We start from the raw sequence: 22,059 nt of genomic DNA on the forward strand, positions 1-22,059 counted from the left end.
TCGCGGTACCACCCTAAATTGTGAAACAGTGTCGTTTCACCACTCTTTAGACATAACGGTCTATAACCGTCTTTCACTACTCCTCACGTTTCGTAAAAGAAGCTCCAGGGGGTAATTCATAATTCGCTCTGTACTGGTTCGCACCGACCACCAGCTCTCTGAAATCAGAAATCGAAATACTACTAAATCCTATCATCGCCGATTCATATGATGTTAGTTAAATTTTTATCACATTTTCATCTTACATGTCAATAAAAATATTAAATGTTTTTTTAGGGAAATAAAGGAGAATTGTTTTAAAGCTCTAATTTTGTACGTTATAATGAATTTGAAAGGGGAGGAAAGAGTGAAGAAAAAAATAATTCTTTTTACCACCTTACTAGTCGTTGGCGGAAGTGCTGGAATTTACACAGCTTTTGCGGCTGAATCAGAGCAGTTGAAACAAAAACAAATACAACAGTCAGAAGTGAAGAAAGTAAAAGAAATAGAAGAGAAGAAATCAATGGAAAAAGCAGCAGAGAAACTAGGAGTTTCTACTGAGGGGAAAACAAAAGAAGAGGTTACGAAAGAAGTAAATACCGCTAGGTTTGAGAAGCGTCATGATTTATTAATTGAGCACGCTAAACAACTTGGAATTGATACAGAGGGAAAAAAAGATGAAGAAATTATTTTAGAAATTGGAAAGATACAGCATGGAAAGTAGAACAACTTATCGTATGATAAGTTGTTCTTTTTTAAGAACTATTTGATTTTAAAATAATTGACAGTCATTCGGATTTAATGTTAACTATATTTATAAACAAGTTAACATTAGGAGTGACAGTTGTGACAATAAATAGTAGAACGATTGAAAAATCATCTTATACATATGAAGAATTAGCAGAGAAAAATAAAGCTTACGTATGGCACCCATTTACACAAATGAAAGATTATTTAGAAGAAGATCCTGTCATTATTGAACGTGGAGAGGGAAGAAAGCTATACGATGTAAATGGTAATGAATATTGGGATGGTGTTTCATCTATATGGTTAAATGTTCACGGACATCAAGTACCGGAATTAGATGAAGCAATTCGTGAGCAATTAAATAAAATTGCTCATTCTACTATGTTAGGACTTGCTAACGTTCCATCTATTTTATTAGCAGAAAAAATTATTGAGGTTGTACCAGATGGATTGAAGAAGGTATTCTATTCTGATTCAGGTTCTACCGCTGTTGAAATTGCAATTAAGATGGCTTTCCAATATTGGCAGCATAAAGGGAAACCAAAGAAACAAAGATTCGTTACATTAAAAGAAGCATATCACGGTGATACAATTGGAGCTGTTTCAGTAGGGGCAATAGACTTGTTTCACCAAGTGTATAGTTCGCTCTTATTTGATGCGATTAAAATGCCGTATCCATATACATATCGTTCTCCTTACGGAAATAATAAGGAGGAAATTGTAAAAAGCCATTTAGCAGAAATGGAAGAATTGTTGAAAGAAAAGCATGAAGAAGTAGCTGCCATCATTGTAGAGCCATTAATGCAAGGTGCTGGTGGAATGATTACAATGCCAAAAGGATATTTAAAAGGACTGCGCGATTTATGTACAAAGTACAATGTATTATTTATTACAGATGAGGTAGCGACTGGATTTGGGCGTACAGGGAAAATGTTTGCGTGTGAACATGAAAATGTGACGCCAGACATTTTAACTGCTGGTAAAGGTTTAACAGGTGGATATTTACCAATTGCAGTTACCGTAACGACAGATGAAATATATAATGCCTTCTTAGGAGAATATGAAGAACAAAAAACATTTTTCCATGGACATAGCTATACAGGCAATCCGTTAGGGTGTGCCGTAGCAATCGCGAATCTAGAACTATATGAAAAAACAAATTTAATAGAAGAAGTGGCACGTAAAACGGATTATGTGGCAGCGCAATTAGAAAAGCTCTTTGCGTATAAACATGTAGGTGATATTCGTCAGTGCGGATTAATGGTTGGTATCGAGCTTGTGAAGAATAAGGAAACGAAAGAAGCTTTTGACTGGACAGAAAGAGTCGGTGTTCAAGTATGTAAACGCTCAAGAGAGCTAGGTATGATTTTACGACCGCTAGGTAACACGATTGTATTTATGCCGCCACTTGCTTCTACTTTTGAAGAGATTGATGATATGTTACGCATCTTATATAAGGCAATCTCGGATGTTACGGAGGGAGAATAATGAGTGGTTTTTTCATAACAGCAACTGATACTGAAGTTGGAAAAACAGTAGTTGCAGGTGCTATAGCAGGTGTATTTAGAGAATTAGGATATAACGTAGGGGTATATAAACCGTTGCAAAGTGGGCATGTTGCATCAAACCCTGAGGGAGATGCGGCAAGGTTAAAAGTATTATCAGGTGTACCGACACAAGAAAATGAAATTTGCCCTTATTCTATTGAAGAACCACTTGCTCCGAGACTTGCCATGAAAAGAGCTGGAAGAGTAGTAAAGTTAAAAGAAATTACTGATTACTATAATGAACTATTAAAAGAGTTTAATAGCTTATTTGTAGAAGGAGCAGGTGGGCTTGCTGTCCCATATACAGAAGATGCTTTAGTAATTGATTTTGCAAAAGAATTACAGTTGCCTCTTATTGTAGTAGCTCGTCCTACATTAGGAACAGTAAATCATACAGTGTTAACGATTGCTTACGCAAAGGCGCATGGCTTAACCGTAGCGGGTGTCATTTTATCAGGTTGCAAAGAATGTGAAATGGAAAGAGTGCAAGAAAATAAAGAGATGATTGAAGAGTTGAGCGGGGTACCAGTTTTAGGATTATTACCATTCTTTGAAGGTGAGTTTACGAAAGAAGAAGTATTGGAATCTGCAAAAGAATATATTATGATTTCAAAATTAGAGGAGTTTATCCAAAATGAATCAAACGTGGCGGGCGCACCTTCAATCTAAATTACAACAATTACATAAGCAAGGGCAGTATCGAAATTTATATGTAACAGAGCAGGCAGAAGAGACTTGGCTTATTCGAGATAAAAAAAGGATGTTAAATTTAGCGTCAAATAATTATTTAGGGTTAGCTGGAGATGAAAGGTTAAAAGAAGCTGCTATTGCCTGTACAAAAAGATATGGAACTGGAGCGACTGCCTCTCGTCTCGTTGTAGGAAATCATCCATTATATGAAGAGGTTGAGAGAAGCATATGTGACTGGAAAGGTACTGAAAGAGCTTTAATTGTAAATAGTGGGTATACGGCAAATATAGGTGCCATATCTTCTTTAGCCTCTCGGCACGATATTGTTTTTAGTGATAAGTTAAATCACGCAAGTATTGTTGATGGAATCATATTAAGCGGGGCAGAGCATAAAAGGTATCGTCATAATGATTTGGATCATTTAGAGAAGCTTTTGAAAATGGCTTCGCCTGAAAAGAGGAAATTAATCGTAACAGATACCGTTTTTAGTATGGATGGTGATACTGCGTATTTGAGAGATTTAGTACAACTGAAAGAGAAATACGGAGCAATCATTATAGTCGATGAAGCACATGCGAGTGGAATATATGGAATCGGCGGAGCTGGATTATCTCACATAGAAAAAAATCTTTCTCAAAAAATTGATATACATATGGGGACGTTTAGCAAGGCTTTAGGGTGTTATGGTGCGTATTTGACAGGTGATGAAATTTATATAGAGTATTTACAAAATATGATGAGAAGCTTTATTTTTACTACAGCTTTACCACCAAGTACGTTAGGAGCGGTGCAAAAAGCAATTGAAATTGTAAAAGAAGATAACGAAAGAAGAGAGAACCTTATAGCAAATGGAGAATACTTCAGAACTAAATTAAGGGATGCTGGTTTTGATATTGGGAATAGTTCAACTCATATTGTACCGATTGTAGTCGGTTCAAATGAACATGCTTTACGGTTTAGTAAAAGGTTGCAAGAGGCAGGGATTGCGGCTATTGCAATTCGTCCGCCAACTGTGCCGGTTCATAGTTCTCGAATTCGCTTTGCAGTTACATCGCAACATACAATAGCTGATTTAAAATGGGCTATTGATCGAATTATTCACATTGCGAAAGAAGAGGAGATTTTCGTATGAACGAGCTAAAGATTATTTTTATTCCCGGATGGGGAATGGAAGAGAATATTTGGGATTTAGTAATTCCGTATTTTAAAGGATATCCTGTTCAATGCATAGATTGGCGTAATGTGAAAGAACGAAGTGAATTTGCGGAACGAATTATAGATGTAGCGCATAATGACAACGTAATTTTAGTTGGATGGTCACTAGGAGCGTTAGCAGCAGTTGAAGCTTATAAAAAGATTAAGGCAAAAGGCATCGTATTAATTGGTGGTACTGCTAAATTTACAAGTACGAGCGATTACAGTAACGGATGGAATGCTTTGCATGTAGAACGGCTGAAAAGAAATTTGGCGAGAAGGAAAGAAGATACGCTCAAGCGGTTTTATGAAAATATGTTTACGAAAGATGAGCTAAAAGAGAATAAAAACTTTGAAGACATTGTAGACCGTTTTAAAGGTGATTCTATTCAGTCTTTACAACTAGGTTTAGATTATTTAATAGAAACAGATATGAGAGAAGAACTAAAAGAAATTAAAGTACCTATACTACTTATTCACGGAGAACAGGATGTAATATGCCCATTGTCTGCGGCACGTAGTATGACGGAGAATAGCAGCAGCGAGCTGAAAGTAGTAAGTGAAGCAGGGCATGCATTATGTGTAACGAATTTTGAATATTGTGCAAATGAGATAATTCAATTTGTAGAGGGGATACGACATGATCAACAAAACGTTACTACAAAAACGGTTTAATGGGGCAGCCGTATCTTACGATCGATATGCAAATGTACAAAAAAAGATGGCACATTCATTACTTTCAATCTTAAAGGAACGATATAGTGAAACGGCATCAATACGTATTTTAGAACTGGGATGCGGGACGGGGTATGTAACAGAACAATTATCAAAGTTATTTCCGAAAGCACATATTACAGCAGTTGATTTTGCTGAAAGTATGATTGCGATTGCGCAAACTAGACAAAATGTAAAAAATGTAACGTTTCACTGTGAAGATATTGAGCGATTACGATTAGAAGAATCATATGATGTCATTATTTCAAATGCTACATTTCAATGGTTAAATAATTTACAACAAGTGTTAAGAAATTTATTTCAACATTTGTCTATAGATGGCATATTACTCTTTTCAACGTTTGGACATGAAACATTTCAAGAATTGCATGCTTCGTTCCAACGTGCGAAAGAAGAAAGAAATATAAAAAATGAAACATCGATTGGTCAACGTTTTTATTCAAAAGATCAGTTGCTTCATATATGTAAGATAGAAACAGGGGATGTGCATGTTTCTGAAACATGTTACATAGAGAGTTTTACAGAAGTTAAGGAGTTTCTGCATTCTATTCGAAAAGTAGGAGCAACTAATAGCAATGAAGGATCATATTGTCAAAGTCCCTCACTCTTTCGTGCGATGCTGCGCATATACGAAAGAGACTTCACGGGAAATGAAGGGATAATGGCAACGTATCATGCTTTATTTATGCATATAACAAAAGAGGGGAAGAGATGAAATGAAACAAGTACAAACAAAAAGGGATTGGAAAAAACTTGCATACGACGTAGTGGAAGAAAAGATGATTACGAAAGAAGATGCAATAGCGATATTAGAAGCTGATGATACAGAAGTTTTAGAAATTATGAATGCAGCTTACATTATTCGCCATCATCACTTTGGTAAGAAAGTAAAATTGAATATGATTATTAATACGAAATCTGGATTATGTCCTGAAGATTGTGGATATTGCTCACAGTCTATTATTTCAGAAGCACCAATTGATAAATATGCATGGTTAACGCAGGAGAAAATTGTAGAAGGGGCACATGAAGCAATACGCCGTAAAGCAGGTACATATTGTATTGTAGCGTCTGGTCGTCGTCCGACGGATAAAGAGGTAAATCACGTAATTGGAGCAGTTAAGGAAATTCGTGAAACGACAGACTTGAAGATTTGTTGTTGTTTAGGTTTCTTAAATGAAGATCAAGCAGGACGTTTAGCGGAAGCAGGCGTGCATCGTTATAACCACAACTTAAATACACATGCAAATAATTACGATAGTATTTGTTCAACGCATACGTATGATGATCGTGTTGATACAGTTCAAAAAGCGAAACAAGCTGGTATTTCACCATGCTCTGGAGCGATTTTTGGCATGGGAGAAACAATTGAAGAGCGTGCTGAAATTGCATTTGAATTACAACGTATAGATGCAGATTCTATCCCTTGTAATTTCCTTGTTGCTGTAAAGGGGACACCTCTTGAAGGGCAAAAAGAGTTAACGCCAGTAGAATGTTTAAAAGTACTGGCAATGATGCGTTTTGTAAACCCAACAAAAGAAATTCGTATTTCAGGAGGACGTGAAATCAATTTACGTTCTGTACAGCCAATCGGTTTATTTGCAGCAAATTCTATTTTTGTCGGGGACTACTTAACGACAGCTGGACAAGAGCCGACTGCGGACTGGGGTATGATTGCAGATTTAGGATTTGAGATTGAAGAATGTGCATTATAAGATAGATGAAAAAGCAAACTTGTAAAAGGGTTTGCTTTTTTTGTAAATAAAATGTAATAAATAGTTGTGAACGCTTGGTATTATTGGTTTTTGAGCGAAAAAAAGAATTTTTGTGGACGAATTTTCCAAGCCCTAGTTGTACATAGTAAATATGTAATTTATATTGGGTTGGAGGATTTTACATGTACAAATACATATTAGCGATTATGACTTGTTTAATTTTAATAAAAGCAATAAGTTCTGATCCAGTTAAGGCTGCTGAAAATCCTGAACAAAAAGAGATGCAACAAAGAATCGAACAACACTTTCGAACGAAAGCTGAACATTTTGGATTGAAAACGGAAGGAAAAGATTTAAAGGAAGTTAGAAAAGAAATTACTATTATAGAAGAAGCGAAAAAAAGAGAGAATGTATGGAGAACAGCACAAGCTCTTCATATAAAAACAGAAGGAAAAACGATGAATGAATTAATAAAAGATGTACAAAAAAAGGTGAAAAAATAAAAAGAGGCCGCAGCCTCTTTTTTTATGCCCATTGTTTTGATAAGTGAGCCATTTCAATTGCAGCAACAGCTGATTCATATCCTTTATTACCAGCTTTCGTACCTGCGCGTTCAATCGCTTGTTCAATTGTTTCTGTCGTTAATACGCCGAAAATAACTGGGATGTCCATTTGTAGTGATAAAGACGCAACACCTTTTGCTACTTCATTACAAACGTAATCGTAGTGAGTTGTAGCACCTCGGATTACAGTACCTAATGTAATAACAGCATCATACTTTCCGCTACTAGCCATCTTTTTAGCGATTAAAGGAATTTCAAATGCACCAGGAACCCAAGCAACATCAATATCATTTTCTTCTACACCGTGACGCTTTAATCCGTCTAAAGCGCCGCCAAGTAACTTACTTGTAATAAATTCATTAAAACGTCCAACAACAACTCCAACTTTTAATCCTGTACCAACCAAATGACCTTCGAATACCATAATAAATCTCTCCTTTAATTATAAGTTTAGTAAGTGTCCTAATTTGTTTACTTTCGTTTGTAAATACGATTTATTCTCTTCTTTTGCTGGCATTTGCAACGGTACACGCTCGACTACTTCTAAATCGTAACCTTGTAAGCCAGCAATTTTTCTTGGGTTATTCGTTAATAATCGTAAACTTTGTAAACCTAAATCTTTTAATATTTGTGCACCGATACCGTAATCACGAAGATCAGCAGGGAAGCCGAGTTTTTCATTTGCTTCTACAGTATCGAATCCTTCTTCTTGTAATTTATAAGCACGAAGCTTATTAAGAAGCCCAATGCCTCTTCCTTCTTGTCTCATATAAAGAAGAACACCTTTTCCTTCACGCTCAATTTGAGCAAGTGCTGCATGGAGTTGTGGTCCGCAATCGCAGCGATGTGAACCGAATACATCTCCTGTTAAGCATTCAGAATGAACACGCACAAGTACCGGTTCACCTATTGAAATATCACCTTTTACAAGTGCGATATGTTCTTTCGTATCTAATGAGTTAGAATAGCCAATTGCGTGGAAAGTACCGAAATCTGTAGGTAATGTAATTTCCACCTCTCTCGTCACAAGTGTTTCATGATGGCGGCGGTAAGCAATTAAATCTTCTATTGTAATCATTTTTATATCAAATTGTTTTGCGCATTCTATTAAATCAGGTACACGTGCCATCGTGCCGTCCTCATTTATAATCTCGCAAATAACTCCAGCTGGTTCGGCACCGCATAGCTTTGCTAAATCAACAGCAGCTTCTGTATGACCTGCACGACGCAGGACACCGCCTTCTTTCGCAATTAATGGAAAGATATGTCCAGGTCGATTGAAATCAGTGCCTTTTGATGCGGGATTTAACAATTCTTGTATCGTAGTTGCACGTTCGTGAGCGCTAATCCCTGTTGTTGTAGAAACATGGTCAATGCTCACTGTAAACGCAGTATGATGTGAATCTGTATTATGAGATACCATTGGTTCTAATTGTAGACGTTCTGCGTATCCTTCCGTAATCGGTACACAAACGAGACCACGACCATGTGTAATCATAAAATTAATTGTTTCCGGTGTAATGTACTCTGCTAAAGCAATAAAGTCGCCTTCATTTTCTCGGTTTTCATCATCACATACGATAACGACTTTACCTTGTTTTAAATCTTCTAGAGCTTCTTCAATACGATGAAACATTGTGCTTCCCCCTTATAGAAATCCGTTTTCTTGTAAAAAACTTTCGGTCATTGAACCTACTCGTTTTGCAGGTTTAGTAATAAAGCGTTCGATATATTTACCAATCATGTCACACTCAATATTTACGATATCTCCGGCATTTTTTTCTCCAATGACAGATTCGCTTACTGTGTGCGGGATGAGTGAAATCGTTATGGAAGCTTCGTCTATATCAAATATCGTTAAACTCGTTCCATCAACAGCAATGGACCCTTTATGCAAACAATAGTGTAGCAATTCATCAGAAATTGCTATTTTATAATAGACGGCATTGTAATGTTGTTTTTTAGTTAAAATCGTTCCGATGCCATCAATGTGTCCTGAAACGAAATGTCCACCGAATCTTCCATTTGCAGACATTGCCCGCTCTAAATTTACTTTAGAGTGGGGTTTAAGCATGCGAAGCGATGTCGACTGCATCGTTTCAGGCATTGCATCAACTGTAAATGAAGTAGTTGTAAAGTTTGTTACAGTTAAGCAAATACCGTTAACTGCGATACTATCACCTAAGTGAACATCTGATAAAATTTTCTTTGCATGAATCGTTAATTTCATCGCTTCTCCGCTTTGTTGCATGTTTGCTATCGTTCCTAATTCTTCTACAATTCCTGTAAACATTCCGTCACCTCGTTTCGGGCATTCGCAACGATTTTTATATCATCACCAATTTGTTTCATCTCTTGAATTTTCAAGGAAAGCGCATCTTGTAATTTTGAAAAACCATTTCCTCCAAATAAAGTAGGAGCATCTTTTCCACCAATTAATTTCGGGCTTATATAGGTTACAATTTCATTGAAATTGTTTGTTTTTAAGAAACTTGCATGAATTGATTGGCCACCTTCAACGAATAGAGAAAGAATTTGTTTCTCTCCAAGAAAGGAAAGAAGGTCCTCGATTTCTATATGCTTCGTTTCCATTTGGAATATAGCTATATTTTTAGAATTATAAGAAGATATCTTCTCTTTCTTTACATCCTTACCGACAATAATCCATGTCGGTGCTAAACCATCTGTTATAACATGAGAAGATGGTGGCGTTCGTAAATGGGTATCTAAAACAACGCGAATAGGATGTTTCCCACCATTTGGAATTCTTGTTGTTAAATGAGGATTATCAGCTATAACTGTATTCACTCCAACAAGAATTGCATCATGTGTATGGCGATATTGGTGAACATCAGCACGTGCTTCTTCACCTGTAATCCACTTACTTTCACCAGTTACAGTTGCTATTTTTCCATCTAAGCTCATCGCTGTTTTGATTGTTACAAAAGGGCGTTTCGTTTTCATGTAGTGAAAAAAGTAGCGATTTAATAAAACTGCTTCTGCTTCAAGAACACCGGTAGTTACTTCAATTCTAGCTTCCTCTAATCTTCTTTTTCCGTTACCAGAAACGAGCGGATTACAATCGAGAGTAGCAATTACCACACGCTTAACTCCTTTTTCGATGAGCAATTCACAACAAGGTGGTGTTTTTCCAAAGTGGCTACACGGTTCCAGTGTTACATAAACGGTAGCGTCTTTGGCGTTCTGACTAGCCATTTGAAGGGCATGAACTTCTGCGTGTTCTTCACCAGCTCGTAAATGAGCCCCCATACCAACGATGTTTCCATCTTTTACAACAACAGCACCAACCATAGGATTTGGACTTGTTTGTCCTGATGTTCCTTCTGCTAACTGCAGGGCAATCCTCATATATTCTTGATCTGTCATTTTCTTCACCTCTCCTAAAAAAATCAAAAAACCCCAAGGATTTAATATCCTTGGGGTTTGGGAGACGTGATTTCTAGAAATATAGTTTGAATACGAAAGCATAGGAAAGAAACCTAACGATAATTGATATTTCTGCATAAGGAAAAAACCTAGCAAAATATCGAATTTTTAAACGCTAGTTGTCTCTTTTTATTTCAGTATAAAAAATAAGTATAGAAAATTAAACATATATAAAGAATCAAAATGAATCTTTAAAAATATGCATACTGAAATAAAAGTGTATTCACTATATAAAAAACTAGAAACATATCCTTCTCCCATCCAGACTATACTGTCGGCCCTAGAGTTTCACTAGATCCACCGTTTTCGAGTTGAAAACGGGTCACGGACTTAGAAGTTTTCACTTCATCACCGCCGGTTGGGAATTTCACCCGACCCCGAAGGATGCTGTTTGCTCAAATTATAGCACAAAAAAAATAAAAGGCTAGTAAAAAATATTCGAATGTGAAGAATTGTGTGAAAATATATGTGGGCTGGAATGGAAATAAAAGTATTAGAAGTGTTGTAAGGAGAAGGGATATAACGGAGTTGCTAAAAAGAAAAAACATGCACAAAAAAATGTGCATGTCACATGTAAAATTATTCTGCCTCTGGTGCTCTAACAACAGACTCGAATTTACCTTTATGCGAAGCGTCGCAATAAGGCATATTTTTTGATAAACCACAACGGCATAAAGAAAATGCCGGTTTTGCTGGGAATACATTCCCTTGTGAGTCGACTAATTCCACGTCCCCTGTAACGCGAAAAGAGCCATTATCATTTACTTTAATTTGTACTTTTGCCAACGTTATCCCTCCTTCCCAAACGCTTAATTTCATCATATAATCAAGGGAAGTGCTTGACAATATAAAAAGAGCACTTTGTTTGAGAAAGAAGAGAGTGTTATAATAGTTTTCATAACTGACTAGAGTAAGGTGACGAGAGATGGATAAACAATTACATACATTACGAAACATTGCAAATGAGCGCACGTGGGCATCATTTTTGAATGATAATCATCCATATAGTTTGTTACATTGGTCCATTGCAGGTGTAGGGCAAGAGGCAAAGGATGTTTGGTTACTTCAAGATGAAGTAACATTTCAAACGACAGAATTCCCAACGTTAGATGATGCAATGCAATGGATTTCTGAAAATATGGAACAAGTTACAGACGTTTTAGCGCAATAAAAAAACAGGCTTATGCAAGCCTGTTTTTTGTTTCTTTCACATATGTGTTTAAAAATTGATCGATGGCTGCTTCGTACTCTTCTTTATTTTCGTTATAAGAGCAAGCGTGTGCACCACGTTCTGCAATATAAAGTTGTTTATTGTTTTCTTTTGCTTCATATAGTGATTTCGTCATATCAGCTAAAATATAATCATCATCTTTACTATGAATAAAGAGGACGGGATTGTTAATATTTTTTATACAATCAATTGGTGAAACTTCGCGAATCGTATAACCGTCACGCACTTTTAAAAAAGCATTTGCTAAAGGTAATAAAGGCCATTTTGGTAAATGGAATTCAACCTTTAAACGGTGCTGTAATTGTCCGTGAAAATCAGAGAAAGGACAATCTGCAATATAGAAATCAGCACCATCTTCTACAAGTCCTGCGTATTGAAGAAGTGTTGCAGCTCCCATAGATTCACCATGAATACCGAGTGTTATATTTGTTCCAAAGCGACTTTTTAGCCAGTCAACTACAGATTTTAAATCATGTTTTTCATAGTATCCATAGCTTGTTGTTTTTCCGCCAGTTTTACCATGACGACGATGATCATAAATAACGACATTATACCCTCTGTTTAAAAATAACCTTGCATATTTTACAGAGTTCATTTTATTTACAGTTACGCCGTGACAAAAAATCATAAACTTATTGGAATGACCAGCAGGAATGTAATAGCCGTGAAGATCATATCCGAATTGTGAAGGAATATGAATTTCTTCTTTATGAAGAGCATCAAAATCTTCTATACGAAAATGTTTTTTCGTTTCTCTTTCGAGTACTTCTTCCTCTGTTTTTTTCTTTAAATACATCACTTTATTTGTAAAGAAAATCCCAAGGGCTGTTATCGCACCTAGTACAGTAAACAATGCTGCAAAAAAACGTTTCATACTTTACCTCACCCTCCAAATACCGTTACATGTGATACACTTATATTGTATCACAATGATATAAAAGGGGAGAAATAGGAAATGGTGCATATACAAAAAATTACGCCAACGATGAAAGAAACAATTCGAATGTTTATGTGTGAGAACTGGGGAAGTTCATTGATGGTTTCACGTGGTAAGGGGCATCAATTAGAAGAGTTGCCAGGATTTGTTGCGTTTTCTAATGACAGAATAATCGGAATTATAACGTATGAAGTGACTGGAAATATGTGTGAAATTATATCGTTAGATAGTATTGAAGAAAGAAAAGGAATAGGGAAGAAGCTTGTGGATTGTGTATTGCAAGTTGCAGAAGAAGAACGGTGCAGGCAGGTTTGTCTTATTACAACAAATGATAATATGAATGCGTTACGATTTTACCAAAAACGTAATTTTGTAATGACTAATTTATATGTGAATGCGGTAGAGGAGGCACGAAAAATAAAGAAAGAAATTCCACGTATTGGATATGATAATATCCCAATTTTACATGAAATTCAGTTGGAGTATCGTTTAGTGAAATGATGTAACAATTTTCAGAAATATGAGTTATTAATCTTGACGGATAGTGTAATTTAGGTTACCGTAAAATTGTAATCTATTACCATATTAAGGGGTGACGATGTGGCAACTATACGTGATGTTGCAAAATTGGCAGGTGTTTCAGTCGCAACCGTTTCACGAGTTATTAATGAAAAAGGATATGTTCATGAGGACACAGTAAAACAAGTAAAGGAAGCAATTGAAGAATTACGTTATAGGCCAAACAGTGCAGCGAAGCCACTATTTAAAGAGAATTCAACGATAATTGCATTACTTGTAGATAATCTATATGACCCATCAAACATCACTTTGCTACATTGTATTGAGGAAATAGCATATAAAGAAGGATATCAAATCATTGTTTGTAATATAGAGAATAAAGATAGATACATATATATGTTGAAGGAGAATAACGTTGCAGGTGTTATTTTAACAAAATCCGTTTTTAAAAGTATAGGAGAAATTCCATTTCCGTTTGTTGTGATTGATGAGCAACAATCACATGGAAATTATTATGAAAGTGGACAGAGGGCTGTTTCTTTATTAAAAGAGAAAGGGTGTCACTTTCTTGCATATTTCGGTGAGGGAGAAGAAAGTGAAGAAATGGAAGATCATATAGCAGGTTTTTTAGATACTGTTTGGGATGAAGGAATCTCTTATCGAGAAGAATGTGTACAAGGGTATACAAATAAACAGTTTATTACATTATTGCGAAACAATCCGTATATAGATGGAATTGTAACCTCAAGTGATCAGATTGCTATTGAGTTAATTCGGTCAGCAAGATTTGTAAATATACATGTACCAGATAAATTAAAAATTGTTGGACCGAATGGGAGCATAGAGTGTGAATGGATAGGTTCATCACTACCGGCAATTGAAAGCTATGTCAAAGATAACGGAAAAGTAGCTTTTCAACAATTAAAAGGAAAAATAAAAAAGTAAAAGGTGCGTTTTATACGCACCTTTTTATAATGTAATTGCGGCAATAAAGCCAAATATAAGTAACGGTATATTGTAATGTAGAAAAGTGGGTACACATGTATCCCATATATGATGGTGCTGACCATCAGCATTTAAACCGGATGTTGGTCCGAGGGTACTATCTGATGCTGGAGATCCTGCGTCACCTAGCGCTCCGGCTGTACCAATAATTGCAATTGTAGCCATCGGACTAAATCCAAGCTGAATGCACAGAGGTACAAAAATTGTTGTTAAGATAGGGATGGTTGAAAAGGATGAACCAATTCCCATCGTAACGAGAAGTCCAATAACAAGCATAAGAAATGCAGCGAGTGGTTTGTTATTTCCGATTATATGTGCACTCGTTTGCACCAGAGATTCAACATGTCCTGTTTTTCGAAGAACAGCGCCGAATCCAGCGGCAGCAATCATAACAAAGCCAATAAAGGACATCATACGCATTCCGCTTGTTAATATCGCATCTGCTTCTTTAAGTGGTAGACTACCACTTACTGATAAGACGATAATACCTGCTAAAGCACCGAAAATCATTGATTCTGTTGTTAATTGAACAGTTAATGTAGCAATGATAGATAATAACCCGAAAGTAATGCTACGTTTTGTATAGGGAACGATCTCATTTTCGGTAGTATGAATTTGTTCTGTTTCATACGTACGAGGTTTTCGGTACGTAATGAATACCGCTACACATAATCCAATAATCATACCGAGTGCTGGAATAGTCATTGCTTTTGGAATAAGTGTGACATCAAATGTAAGACCGCTTTGCGCAGCGTTGGTTTGCAATACGTCATGATAAATTTTTCCGAACCCTGCAGGGATCCACATATAAGGAGTAATTAATCCAAATGTAATAATACACGTGACAAGTCTTCGATCCACTTTCAGCTCATTTAATACTTTTAAAAGTGCTGGAATTAAGATGGGGATGAAAGCAATGTGAACAGGAATCACATTTTGTGAGAAACAAGCCATCGTTAAAATAATGAATAAAATAAGTATTTTAGAATAAACTTGTTTTTTCGTGTCTTGTTCATTGCCAATCCATTTTAATGCAGTTTGAATCATAGCATCTGGAAGTCCTGTTTTGGAAAGGGAAATAGCGAAACCACCAAGCATTGCATAACTTAAAGCGATTGGAGCACTGTTTCCAAGACCAGTTGTAAAAGTGTTAATCGTTTCTGAAATACCGAGTCCGCCGATAATTCCGCCTGTTAAAGCTCCAACAATGATGGCGACAATGACCTGGACACGTAACAAACTAAGCAATAGCATAATTGCTACTGCGACGAGTACAGCGTTCATAATAAATGTAATCTCCCTAAATTTTTATTCTGTTAAGACAAGTAAATATGAAACATTTTGCTATGTTTATACATACTTGCGACATATTATTATAAAATGTTTTCTATGAAATGTAAAAGAGCCTTTTGTTACTAATGCTGAAAAGCTAGCTCTTGTTTAATTGATTGCAAAGAATTGGCGAATAATTCTGGTTCTTCTAGATCAGGAGAATGTGCTGAATTTGGGAACCAAATCATTTTTTTTATAGGCGCTTCAATAATATCGCAATATTCCTGAACGAGTGCATAAGGAGTTTGATAATCATAGCGACCAGAACAAAAATAAACTGGAATAGATAAACTTGAGATAGAAGAAAAGAAATCGATTGTCAGCATTTCTTCCCATAAAACGCCAGATTTTAAATTTCCTGCGAGAAACTTGAACCAATCTAATAGCGTATATTCAGGAGAAAAGAAACCTTTTCGTATGAAAGAAAAGGAAGATCCGTTTTGGATTGCTCCTCCGAATGTGCCAAGCCACTTTCTTTGAATAATAAGACGTCTCATATCTAAAAATGGTGGTTTTCCTAATTTTAAAAGGGAAGCTAATGCTTTTTTATGATCATGTTTTTTTGCAGAACTAATTAAATGTTGATATAGCAATTCTTCATTTTGTTTCATATGTACAATTTGCCCAATACCGATGTAAGCCTCGATATACTTTGGATATTGATGTGCTATGTTAAGCCCAATAATACTTCCCCAAGAATGACCAGCGAGAAATAGTTTTTGTTTGTTGAACCTTTTAAGTGCATATTGAATCACTTCTTTTGCATCGGAAACGAATTGTTCGATTGTAAAATTTGCTCCGAAATCTTTCATTGAAAAAGATTTACCCGCCCCGCGCTGATCCCAATTAATAACAATAAAGTGCTTCTCTAATTCTTTTTGAAAATGACGAATAAATCCGATTTGTGCCATGCCGGGTCCACCATGGCAGCATAATAAAATAGGCTGCTCTACGTTTTGCCCACGCATAAGGAGAGTTTGTTTTCGATTATTAATCATAACGCTTTCTATCGTAGCGATACTATTAGGAATGAGTTGTTTGTTTTCAGTATAGAACTGAGGGGTATAGCTACGCAAAAGCATATTGAAAACCTCCTTTTGTGAAATCGTATGAATCGCACAGGCTATTCATTTTGCATATACTGTTAGAAAATCATTGTAACATACCATACTAGTGTCATTTCAACACGGGAGGAGGGAAATTGTGACGATTGGAGAAATTATAGATGGTTTAAATAGGCGTGAATCCATCGCTATTATAGCAAAACGTCTTGAAATAAGCCCGTATACATTATCGAAGAAATTAAGATTGATTGGATACGAATATGATGGAGAGCAGAAGAAACGTATTTTTGTAGGAGATGGAGAAGAACCACGTCACTTACAACTCCAAGAAGCGACCGCCCTTCAATATGAGAAAACAGATTATCAATTATTAATTTATGAGCAATTACAAAGTATTTATGAATTATTAAGAAGAAGAGAAGAAGTAATTGCACCAATTATGAGTAAAAGTACAGAGAAAAAGAGACGCACCTTTTCTATTAATACAGAAATATTAGCAAGATTGGACCTTATATCAGAATCGAAAGGAATTCAAAAATCTAAAATTGTAGAAGAGGCGTTGCAACAATTTTTACAGCAATATGAATTTAACAAAACATCACATTTTGATAACTAAAGAAAAGGATACTATGTTCATTGGAAGAACGAGTATCCTTTTTATGATGCATATTACGTATAAATACAGGATTAGTGCAAATCTTTTATGGCGTGAAAAATGAAATTTCTTATTAGAGAAACACTTAATTTACTTTTTGGATTCTTCCATCAATAACTGGCTGAATTGGTTCTTTTAATTGTTTTACGTAATCGACTAACGCTTCAAAGTCGTTTGGACCAGTTTCTGCATTTTTACCATTTTTAAATGATATGAATCCGTCACCGCCAGAAGCTAAGAAAGCATTTGCAACTACGCTATACGTTTTAGATGGAGATAATTCTTCTCCGTTTGTTAAACGTATATTTGTAACTTTTTCACCGTTTGGTTTATTTGCATCCCACGCATATTGAATACCTGAAATTTGAAGCATTCTTGTTGTTCCTTTTTGCCATTGCTGATTTAAAATATCGCGAATGTCTTGACCTGTTAAATCTACTTTAATCAATTGATTTCCAAAAGGTTGAATGCCGTATAACTCACCCCACGTAATATCACCAGCATCTAAGTCATTACGAATGCCACCAGGATTCATGAGGGCGATTTGAGTTTGCATCGTTTGACGCTGAGCATCGGCAACTAAATTTCCAAGAGTGGACTCACCAGCATCATTTTGTTTACGGTCGATAGATGCTGTAGATTTTCCGACCACTTCATTTACAAGTGGTGCGATTTTTTCTTTATATTGATCTAGTTTTTTCTTTACTTGTTTATCAGGTTCTACACCTTCATGATACGTTGTAACAACTTCAGCTTTTTTCTTTATAATATCCTTTGTTTTACGATCAATTGTTACATCCACGTCTGAGAAAGCCGTGCCGTAAGAATTTGCTTGGACAATTAGCTTATTATTTACTGTACCATTTACATACGTATGACTATGTCCACCGAAAATAACATCAACTTCTGGGTCTGTTTCATTTGCAATTCGAGTAAGGTCGCCATTTGTTACCCCAGACTCATCGGTTGTTCCACCGACATGAGCAAGAACGACGATAGATTTAACGCCGAGGCGTTTTAATTGTTGTGTTGATTTATTAATTGCTTCTACTTCATCAGTAATTTGTACATTTTTAAGCATCGTAGGCATAACGACATTTGGTGTATCAGTTGTAACAACACCAATGAATCCTACAGGAACACCATCTACCATTTTTACAGTAAATGGTGGTAAAAATAAGCGGCCAGTTGATTTGTTATAGAAGTTAGCAGCTACATAGGGGAAGTTAGCCCCTTTGAAATTCCCTGTTTTTTCATGATATCCACCGTAAATGAGGCGTTTCATTTCATCAATGCCTTCATCAAATTCATGGTTTCCGATTGTACCAACATCAAATTTTAAATCATTTAAAAATTCAATCGTCGGTTCATCCTGTAATAATGCTGAAACTGGTGGACTAGCTCCGACGATATCACCAGCATGTACGAGAAGTGTATTAGGGTTTTGTTTTTTACGTTCTTTTAAATAAGTAGCTAAGTAATCAGCGCCACCAGCTTCTTTATTATTAATTTTTTTAACAGTATCTAGTTGTCCATGGAAATCATTAATACCAAGCATTTGTACGTCTATGTAGCGGTTTTGTTCAGCTGGATTCTGAGATGGGGGAGCGGCAAATACGCTTGAAAAAGTAATAGTGCTTAAAACAGCAACGGCAGGAATAATTTTTTTCCACATAGTTCATTTCTCCTTTTTTATAATCTGACATCATACGACATAATTTTAATAGATTCATAGGATTATAGCTACATAAAAATTTAGTCTTTTCGAAAAATTAACATATTTACAAAAAGTGGATAATAGAGTAAAGACCCTTTTTTATTGTCGATTGCATCGTGTATCTACTATAATGGAGAAAAAAGTAAAAGGTGAGTAGCATGAAGAAAAAGAAACAAAGACAAATGCAAAGACAATCGCAAGTGAATCCACCAAAGAAAGAAACACTTACATTAGGCGATCAATTAAATGATTCACTCATGCAACAATTAAAGAGTAAGAAGAAAGAGTTGCAAGTGAGAGAAGAGGAAAAAGAGGCAGCTGAACTGGAAAGAAAGCGCAAAGAACAAAAAGAACGTGAAAAGAATAAATCATTTGAAGAACTGCTAAGTGAAAGTAACCTTACTTGGAAAGACTTTAAATAATAAAAAAATGATCAGTGAAATTCACTGATCATTTTTTGACGAGCTTGTAAGAAAAGGGGAGTTATTATGAGGAAAATTGTAGTTGTTCCGCATGAAAATCATTGGATTGAAAAATTTCAAATGGAGGCTGAAAGATTAAAAACAGCGATGCCAGAAACGGTGAAAATTCATCATATTGGAAGTACGTCAGTGCCAGGACTGGCAGCTAAACCTATTATTGATATGATCATGGAAGTAGAAAGTATTGAAAGGGTAGATAGGTGGAATGAACGATTTATAGAGCTTGGTTACATCGTAAAAGGGGAAAATGGTATTTCAGGACGCCGATTTTTTATCCATGGAACGGAAGAAAAACGTTTGTATCATTTACACGTGTTTGAAAAAGGAAATCCAGAGATAGTAAGGCATTTAGCATTTCGTGATTATATGATGGCTCATTGTGAAGAAGCAGAGGCATATGCAACCTTAAAGAAAGAATTGGCCGAAAAGTATACATATGATGGCACGTTATATACGGAAGGGAAAAATGAGTTTGTGCGCAATGTGGATGAAAAAGCGAAAGAATGGAGAGAAAATAACGTGAATAAATGAGTTCACGTTATTTTTTAGCTATATAAAAGTGTTATGTAAACTGTACGTATGTTTTGACTTTTGGGATGAATCTTGTTGAAATAAAGTTGTGGCTTATAAAAAAATGTAACAATGAAAGGGAGACGACTGTGTATATTCCAACAACTACACTTCATAATGGCGTGAAAATGCCGATGATTGGTCTAGGCGTTTATAAAGCAAAAGAAGGCGACGAAGTAAAACAAGCAGTAAAAACAGCGTTAGAAGTTGGATACCGTTCGATTGATACAGCAACTGTGTATGAAAATGAAAGCGGTGTCGGAGAAGCGATTCGTGAATCAGGAATTCCAAGAGAAGACCTATTTATTACAACAAAAGTTTGGAATGACGATCAAGGATACGAGGAGACACTCGAGGCGTTTGAAAAAAGCTTAAAGAAATTACAAATGGACTATGTAGATTTATATTTAATACATTGGCCAGTAAGAGGGAAGTATGTGGATACGTACCGAGCGTTAGAAAAATTATATGAAGAAGGTAAAGTGCGTGCGATTGGTGTTTCTAATTTTCATAAACATCATTTAGAATTGTTATTACCAAATTGCAAAGTGAAGCCGATGGTGAACCAAGTAGAACTTCATCCGATGTTAACGCAATTTGAATTGCGTAATCATTGTCAAGGTGAGCAAATCCAAATGGAAGCGTGGAGTCCGTTAATGAGGGGCGGAGAAGTATTTCAGCATCCAATCATTCAGGCTATTGCTAACAAATATGAAAAAACACCTGCGCAAGTTATATTAAGATGGGATATTCAAAGCGGGATTGTTACAATTCCTAAATCTGTTACACCATCTCGTATTAAAGAAAACTTTACTATTTTTGATTTCTCACTAACTGAAGAAGAGATAAATCAAATTAACACGTTGAATCGCGATTTACATGTAGGCACAAATCCTGATAAATATGATACGTTATAAAAAAGACTGTCTCCTAATAAAGGAGACAGTCTTCTGTTTATCGGTAATTCGATATTTTTAACGATGCAAAGCATATGTGTCATATTTAACAATTTTTTGAAGTTGTACATATTCTTCTTTAGTTAAAGGTAACTGTTGGCTAGCTCGTATATTTTCCTGCAATTGTTGAAGAGAGCTTGCGCCAGGTATAACAGCTGCAACAGTCTTATTATGTAAGCAATATTGAATAGCTGTTCCTGTTAAAGAGCTTTCTCCAATCGTTTCTTTTACACTCGCTAGAGTTGTATGTAATTCATCGTAAGAATAAGAGAGGTAATCCTTTTCCTTTACTCTTTCTATTTTTCTTGCATTGTTATCAGTTAAAATTCCTTTTGCAAGTGGTCCGCGAGCAATGATGCTAATTTGGTATTCATTCAGAAGCGGGAACCATTCTTCTGGACGACGATTTAAAAGGCTATATTCCATTAGTACACTAACGATGTTTGAGCGTTTTGCATATTCACGGATTACATTTGGACGTATAGAAGAAATACCGTAATGGCGGATAATACCTTCTTTTTTCAATTCTTCAAAAGCTTCAATTGTTTCATCTATTGGATCTTCAATCGTCCCGCCATGAAGTTGGTAAAGGTCAATATAATCAGTTTGAAGTCTACGTAAACTTTCTTTTACTTCAGCCTTTATGTAAGCTTTAGAAGGGTCCCAAGACCAGCCGTTTTTTTCTTCTGTCCAACGATTTCCAACCTTCGTTGTAAGAACAATTTTGTCTCGTTTCCCCTTCAAGGCTTTTCCAACAAATTCTTCATTTAATCCGTAATCATATAAATCTGCTGTATCAAAAAAATTAATTCCTAAATCGATTGCTTCATCGACAATACGCATAGCCTCTGTTTCAGATGTACCGAGAGACATACAGCCAAGGCCCATTTCTGTAACAAATAAATCTGAGTTTCCTAATTGACGTTTTTTCATAGGTCAACCTCCTTACCTTTATTGTACGAGAGGGAAAAGAG

The 22,059-nt window shown here is 35.9% G+C and carries 25 protein-coding genes, 1 riboswitch and 1 other annotated feature; of the genes, 15 read left to right on the top strand and 10 right to left on the bottom strand.

Annotated elements, in window-relative coordinates:
* Positions 1-205 (bottom strand) — a binding site (T-box leader). This feature is flagged as partial in the annotation.
* Positions 206-346: 141 nt separating this feature from the next.
* The 8 genes from MR160_RS01955 (at position 347) to MR160_RS01990 (ending at position 7,110) form a co-directional block, all read left to right on the top strand.
* Positions 347-703, top strand: a complete 357-nt coding sequence (locus tag MR160_RS01955; protein ID WP_000726908.1) for a hypothetical protein — start codon at positions 347-349, stop codon at positions 701-703.
* 77 nt (positions 704-780) lie between these two features.
* Positions 781-2,214 carry an adenosylmethionine--8-amino-7-oxononanoate transaminase gene (gene bioA / locus MR160_RS01960; protein ID WP_003255568.1) on the top strand — a complete coding sequence of 478 codons (1,434 nt, stop codon included), beginning with the start codon at positions 781-783 and terminating at the stop codon, positions 2,212-2,214.
* Positions 2,214-2,942 carry a dethiobiotin synthase gene (gene bioD, locus MR160_RS01965; RefSeq protein WP_000012478.1) on the top strand — a complete coding sequence of 243 codons (729 nt, stop codon included), beginning with the start codon at positions 2,214-2,216 and terminating at the stop codon, positions 2,940-2,942. The genes bioA and bioD overlap by 1 nt, the downstream gene beginning before the upstream one ends.
* Positions 2,908-4,095 (top strand): 8-amino-7-oxononanoate synthase, encoded by a 1,188-nt coding sequence (bioF, locus tag MR160_RS01970; protein ID WP_001077300.1) that lies wholly within the window; start codon positions 2,908-2,910, stop codon positions 4,093-4,095. The genes bioD and bioF overlap by 35 nt, the downstream gene beginning before the upstream one ends.
* Positions 4,092-4,832, top strand: coding sequence for an alpha/beta fold hydrolase (locus tag MR160_RS01975; protein ID WP_001004158.1), 741 nt, complete (start codon positions 4,092-4,094; stop codon positions 4,830-4,832). The genes bioF and MR160_RS01975 overlap by 4 nt, the downstream gene beginning before the upstream one ends.
* Complete coding sequence (gene bioC, locus MR160_RS01980) at positions 4,798-5,607, top strand: malonyl-ACP O-methyltransferase BioC (RefSeq protein WP_000608912.1); 810 nt, start codon at positions 4,798-4,800, stop codon at positions 5,605-5,607. Before MR160_RS01975 ends, bioC begins: the two co-directional genes overlap by 35 nt.
* Position 5,608: 1 nt before the next feature.
* Complete coding sequence (gene bioB, locus MR160_RS01985) at positions 5,609-6,607, top strand: biotin synthase (protein ID WP_000815856.1); 999 nt, start codon at positions 5,609-5,611, stop codon at positions 6,605-6,607.
* Positions 6,608-6,789: 182 nt separating this feature from the next.
* Positions 6,790-7,110, top strand: coding sequence for a hypothetical protein (locus MR160_RS01990; RefSeq protein WP_000280032.1), 321 nt, complete (start codon positions 6,790-6,792; stop codon positions 7,108-7,110).
* 22 nt (positions 7,111-7,132) lie between these two features.
* Here MR160_RS01990 and ribH read toward each other — a convergent pair whose 3' ends face one another.
* The 5 genes from ribH to MR160_RS02015 form a co-directional block, all read right to left on the bottom strand.
* A complete protein-coding gene (gene ribH, locus MR160_RS01995; RefSeq protein WP_000230895.1) occupies positions 7,133-7,594 on the bottom strand; it encodes a 6,7-dimethyl-8-ribityllumazine synthase in 462 nt (153 codons plus the stop codon).
* A gap of 18 nt (positions 7,595-7,612) precedes the next feature.
* The gene (gene ribBA / locus MR160_RS02000) at positions 7,613-8,806 is read right to left on the bottom strand and encodes a bifunctional 3,4-dihydroxy-2-butanone 4-phosphate synthase/GTP cyclohydrolase II (protein WP_000469006.1); all 1,194 of its coding nucleotides are present in this window, start codon (positions 8,804-8,806) and stop codon (positions 7,613-7,615) included.
* 12 nt (positions 8,807-8,818) lie between these two features.
* Positions 8,819-9,463, bottom strand: coding sequence for a riboflavin synthase (gene ribE / locus MR160_RS02005; RefSeq protein WP_000493902.1), 645 nt, complete (start codon positions 9,461-9,463; stop codon positions 8,819-8,821).
* The gene (ribD, locus tag MR160_RS02010; RefSeq protein ID WP_000131995.1) at positions 9,445-10,557 is read right to left on the bottom strand and encodes a bifunctional diaminohydroxyphosphoribosylaminopyrimidine deaminase/5-amino-6-(5-phosphoribosylamino)uracil reductase RibD; all 1,113 of its coding nucleotides are present in this window, start codon (positions 10,555-10,557) and stop codon (positions 9,445-9,447) included. Before ribD ends, ribE begins: the two co-directional genes overlap by 19 nt.
* A 305-nt stretch (positions 10,558-10,862) precedes the next feature.
* Positions 10,863-11,006: riboswitch (FMN riboswitch) on the bottom strand.
* Positions 11,007-11,196: 190 nt separating this feature from the next.
* Positions 11,197-11,403 (bottom strand): CDGSH iron-sulfur domain-containing protein, encoded by a 207-nt coding sequence (locus MR160_RS02015; RefSeq protein ID WP_001151582.1) that lies wholly within the window; start codon positions 11,401-11,403, stop codon positions 11,197-11,199.
* Positions 11,404-11,542: 139 nt separating this feature from the next.
* Between MR160_RS02015 and MR160_RS02020 the strand changes: the two genes are divergently transcribed.
* Positions 11,543-11,788 carry a DUF2552 family protein gene (locus MR160_RS02020; protein WP_000360793.1) on the top strand — a complete coding sequence of 82 codons (246 nt, stop codon included), beginning with the start codon at positions 11,543-11,545 and terminating at the stop codon, positions 11,786-11,788.
* Between the two features lie 10 nt (positions 11,789-11,798).
* Here the strand turns inward: MR160_RS02020 and MR160_RS02025 are convergent, their stop codons facing one another.
* On the bottom strand, positions 11,799-12,722 hold the full coding sequence (locus MR160_RS02025) for an alpha/beta hydrolase (protein WP_000819241.1): 924 nt from the start codon (positions 12,720-12,722) through the stop codon (positions 11,799-11,801).
* Between the two features lie 81 nt (positions 12,723-12,803).
* Here MR160_RS02025 and MR160_RS02030 point away from each other — a divergent pair, with 81 nt between their 5' ends.
* Both MR160_RS02030 and MR160_RS02035 read left to right on the top strand, forming a co-directional pair.
* Entirely contained in the window at positions 12,804-13,286 is a 483-nt protein-coding gene (locus tag MR160_RS02030; RefSeq protein ID WP_000233419.1) for a GNAT family N-acetyltransferase, read from the top strand.
* Positions 13,287-13,385: 99 nt separating this feature from the next.
* Positions 13,386-14,249 (top strand): LacI family DNA-binding transcriptional regulator, encoded by an 864-nt coding sequence (locus MR160_RS02035; RefSeq protein ID WP_000201358.1) that lies wholly within the window; start codon positions 13,386-13,388, stop codon positions 14,247-14,249.
* A 24-nt stretch (positions 14,250-14,273) separates the two neighbouring features.
* On the opposite strand, the gene MR160_RS02040 is transcribed toward MR160_RS02035, so the two are convergent.
* Entirely contained in the window at positions 14,274-15,593 is a 1,320-nt protein-coding gene (locus MR160_RS02040) for a Na+/H+ antiporter family protein (protein WP_000994811.1), read from the bottom strand.
* A gap of 131 nt (positions 15,594-15,724) precedes the next feature.
* Positions 15,725-16,723 (bottom strand): alpha/beta fold hydrolase, encoded by a 999-nt coding sequence (locus MR160_RS02045; RefSeq protein WP_000926820.1) that lies wholly within the window; start codon positions 16,721-16,723, stop codon positions 15,725-15,727.
* A gap of 121 nt (positions 16,724-16,844) precedes the next feature.
* Here MR160_RS02045 and MR160_RS02050 point away from each other — a divergent pair, with 121 nt between their 5' ends.
* Entirely contained in the window at positions 16,845-17,321 is a 477-nt protein-coding gene (locus MR160_RS02050) for a ribbon-helix-helix domain-containing protein (RefSeq protein WP_000151934.1), read from the top strand.
* 124 nt (positions 17,322-17,445) lie between these two features.
* On the opposite strand, the gene MR160_RS02055 is transcribed toward MR160_RS02050, so the two are convergent.
* Entirely contained in the window at positions 17,446-19,035 is a 1,590-nt protein-coding gene (locus tag MR160_RS02055; protein ID WP_000265545.1) for a bifunctional metallophosphatase/5'-nucleotidase, read from the bottom strand.
* A 200-nt stretch (positions 19,036-19,235) separates the two neighbouring features.
* Between MR160_RS02055 and MR160_RS02060 the strand changes: the two genes are divergently transcribed.
* From MR160_RS02060 to MR160_RS02070, 3 genes are all read left to right on the top strand, one after another.
* Positions 19,236-19,499, top strand: a complete 264-nt coding sequence (locus MR160_RS02060; RefSeq protein WP_000727553.1) for a YqkE family protein — start codon at positions 19,236-19,238, stop codon at positions 19,497-19,499.
* A 66-nt stretch (positions 19,500-19,565) separates the two neighbouring features.
* On the top strand, positions 19,566-20,090 hold the full coding sequence (locus MR160_RS02065) for a GrpB family protein (RefSeq protein ID WP_001227177.1): 525 nt from the start codon (positions 19,566-19,568) through the stop codon (positions 20,088-20,090).
* 128 nt (positions 20,091-20,218) lie between these two features.
* Positions 20,219-21,046 (top strand): aldo/keto reductase, encoded by an 828-nt coding sequence (locus MR160_RS02070; RefSeq protein ID WP_000275862.1) that lies wholly within the window; start codon positions 20,219-20,221, stop codon positions 21,044-21,046.
* Between the two features lie 57 nt (positions 21,047-21,103).
* Here MR160_RS02070 and MR160_RS02075 read toward each other — a convergent pair whose 3' ends face one another.
* The gene (locus MR160_RS02075) at positions 21,104-22,018 is read right to left on the bottom strand and encodes an aldo/keto reductase (protein ID WP_000747233.1); all 915 of its coding nucleotides are present in this window, start codon (positions 22,016-22,018) and stop codon (positions 21,104-21,106) included.
* Positions 22,019-22,059: the final 41 nt, after the last annotated feature.

It is taken from the genome of Bacillus cereus group sp. BfR-BA-01382, assembly GCF_022663475.1.
Lineage (GTDB): Bacteria > Bacillota > Bacilli > Bacillales > Bacillaceae_G > Bacillus_A > Bacillus_A thuringiensis_S.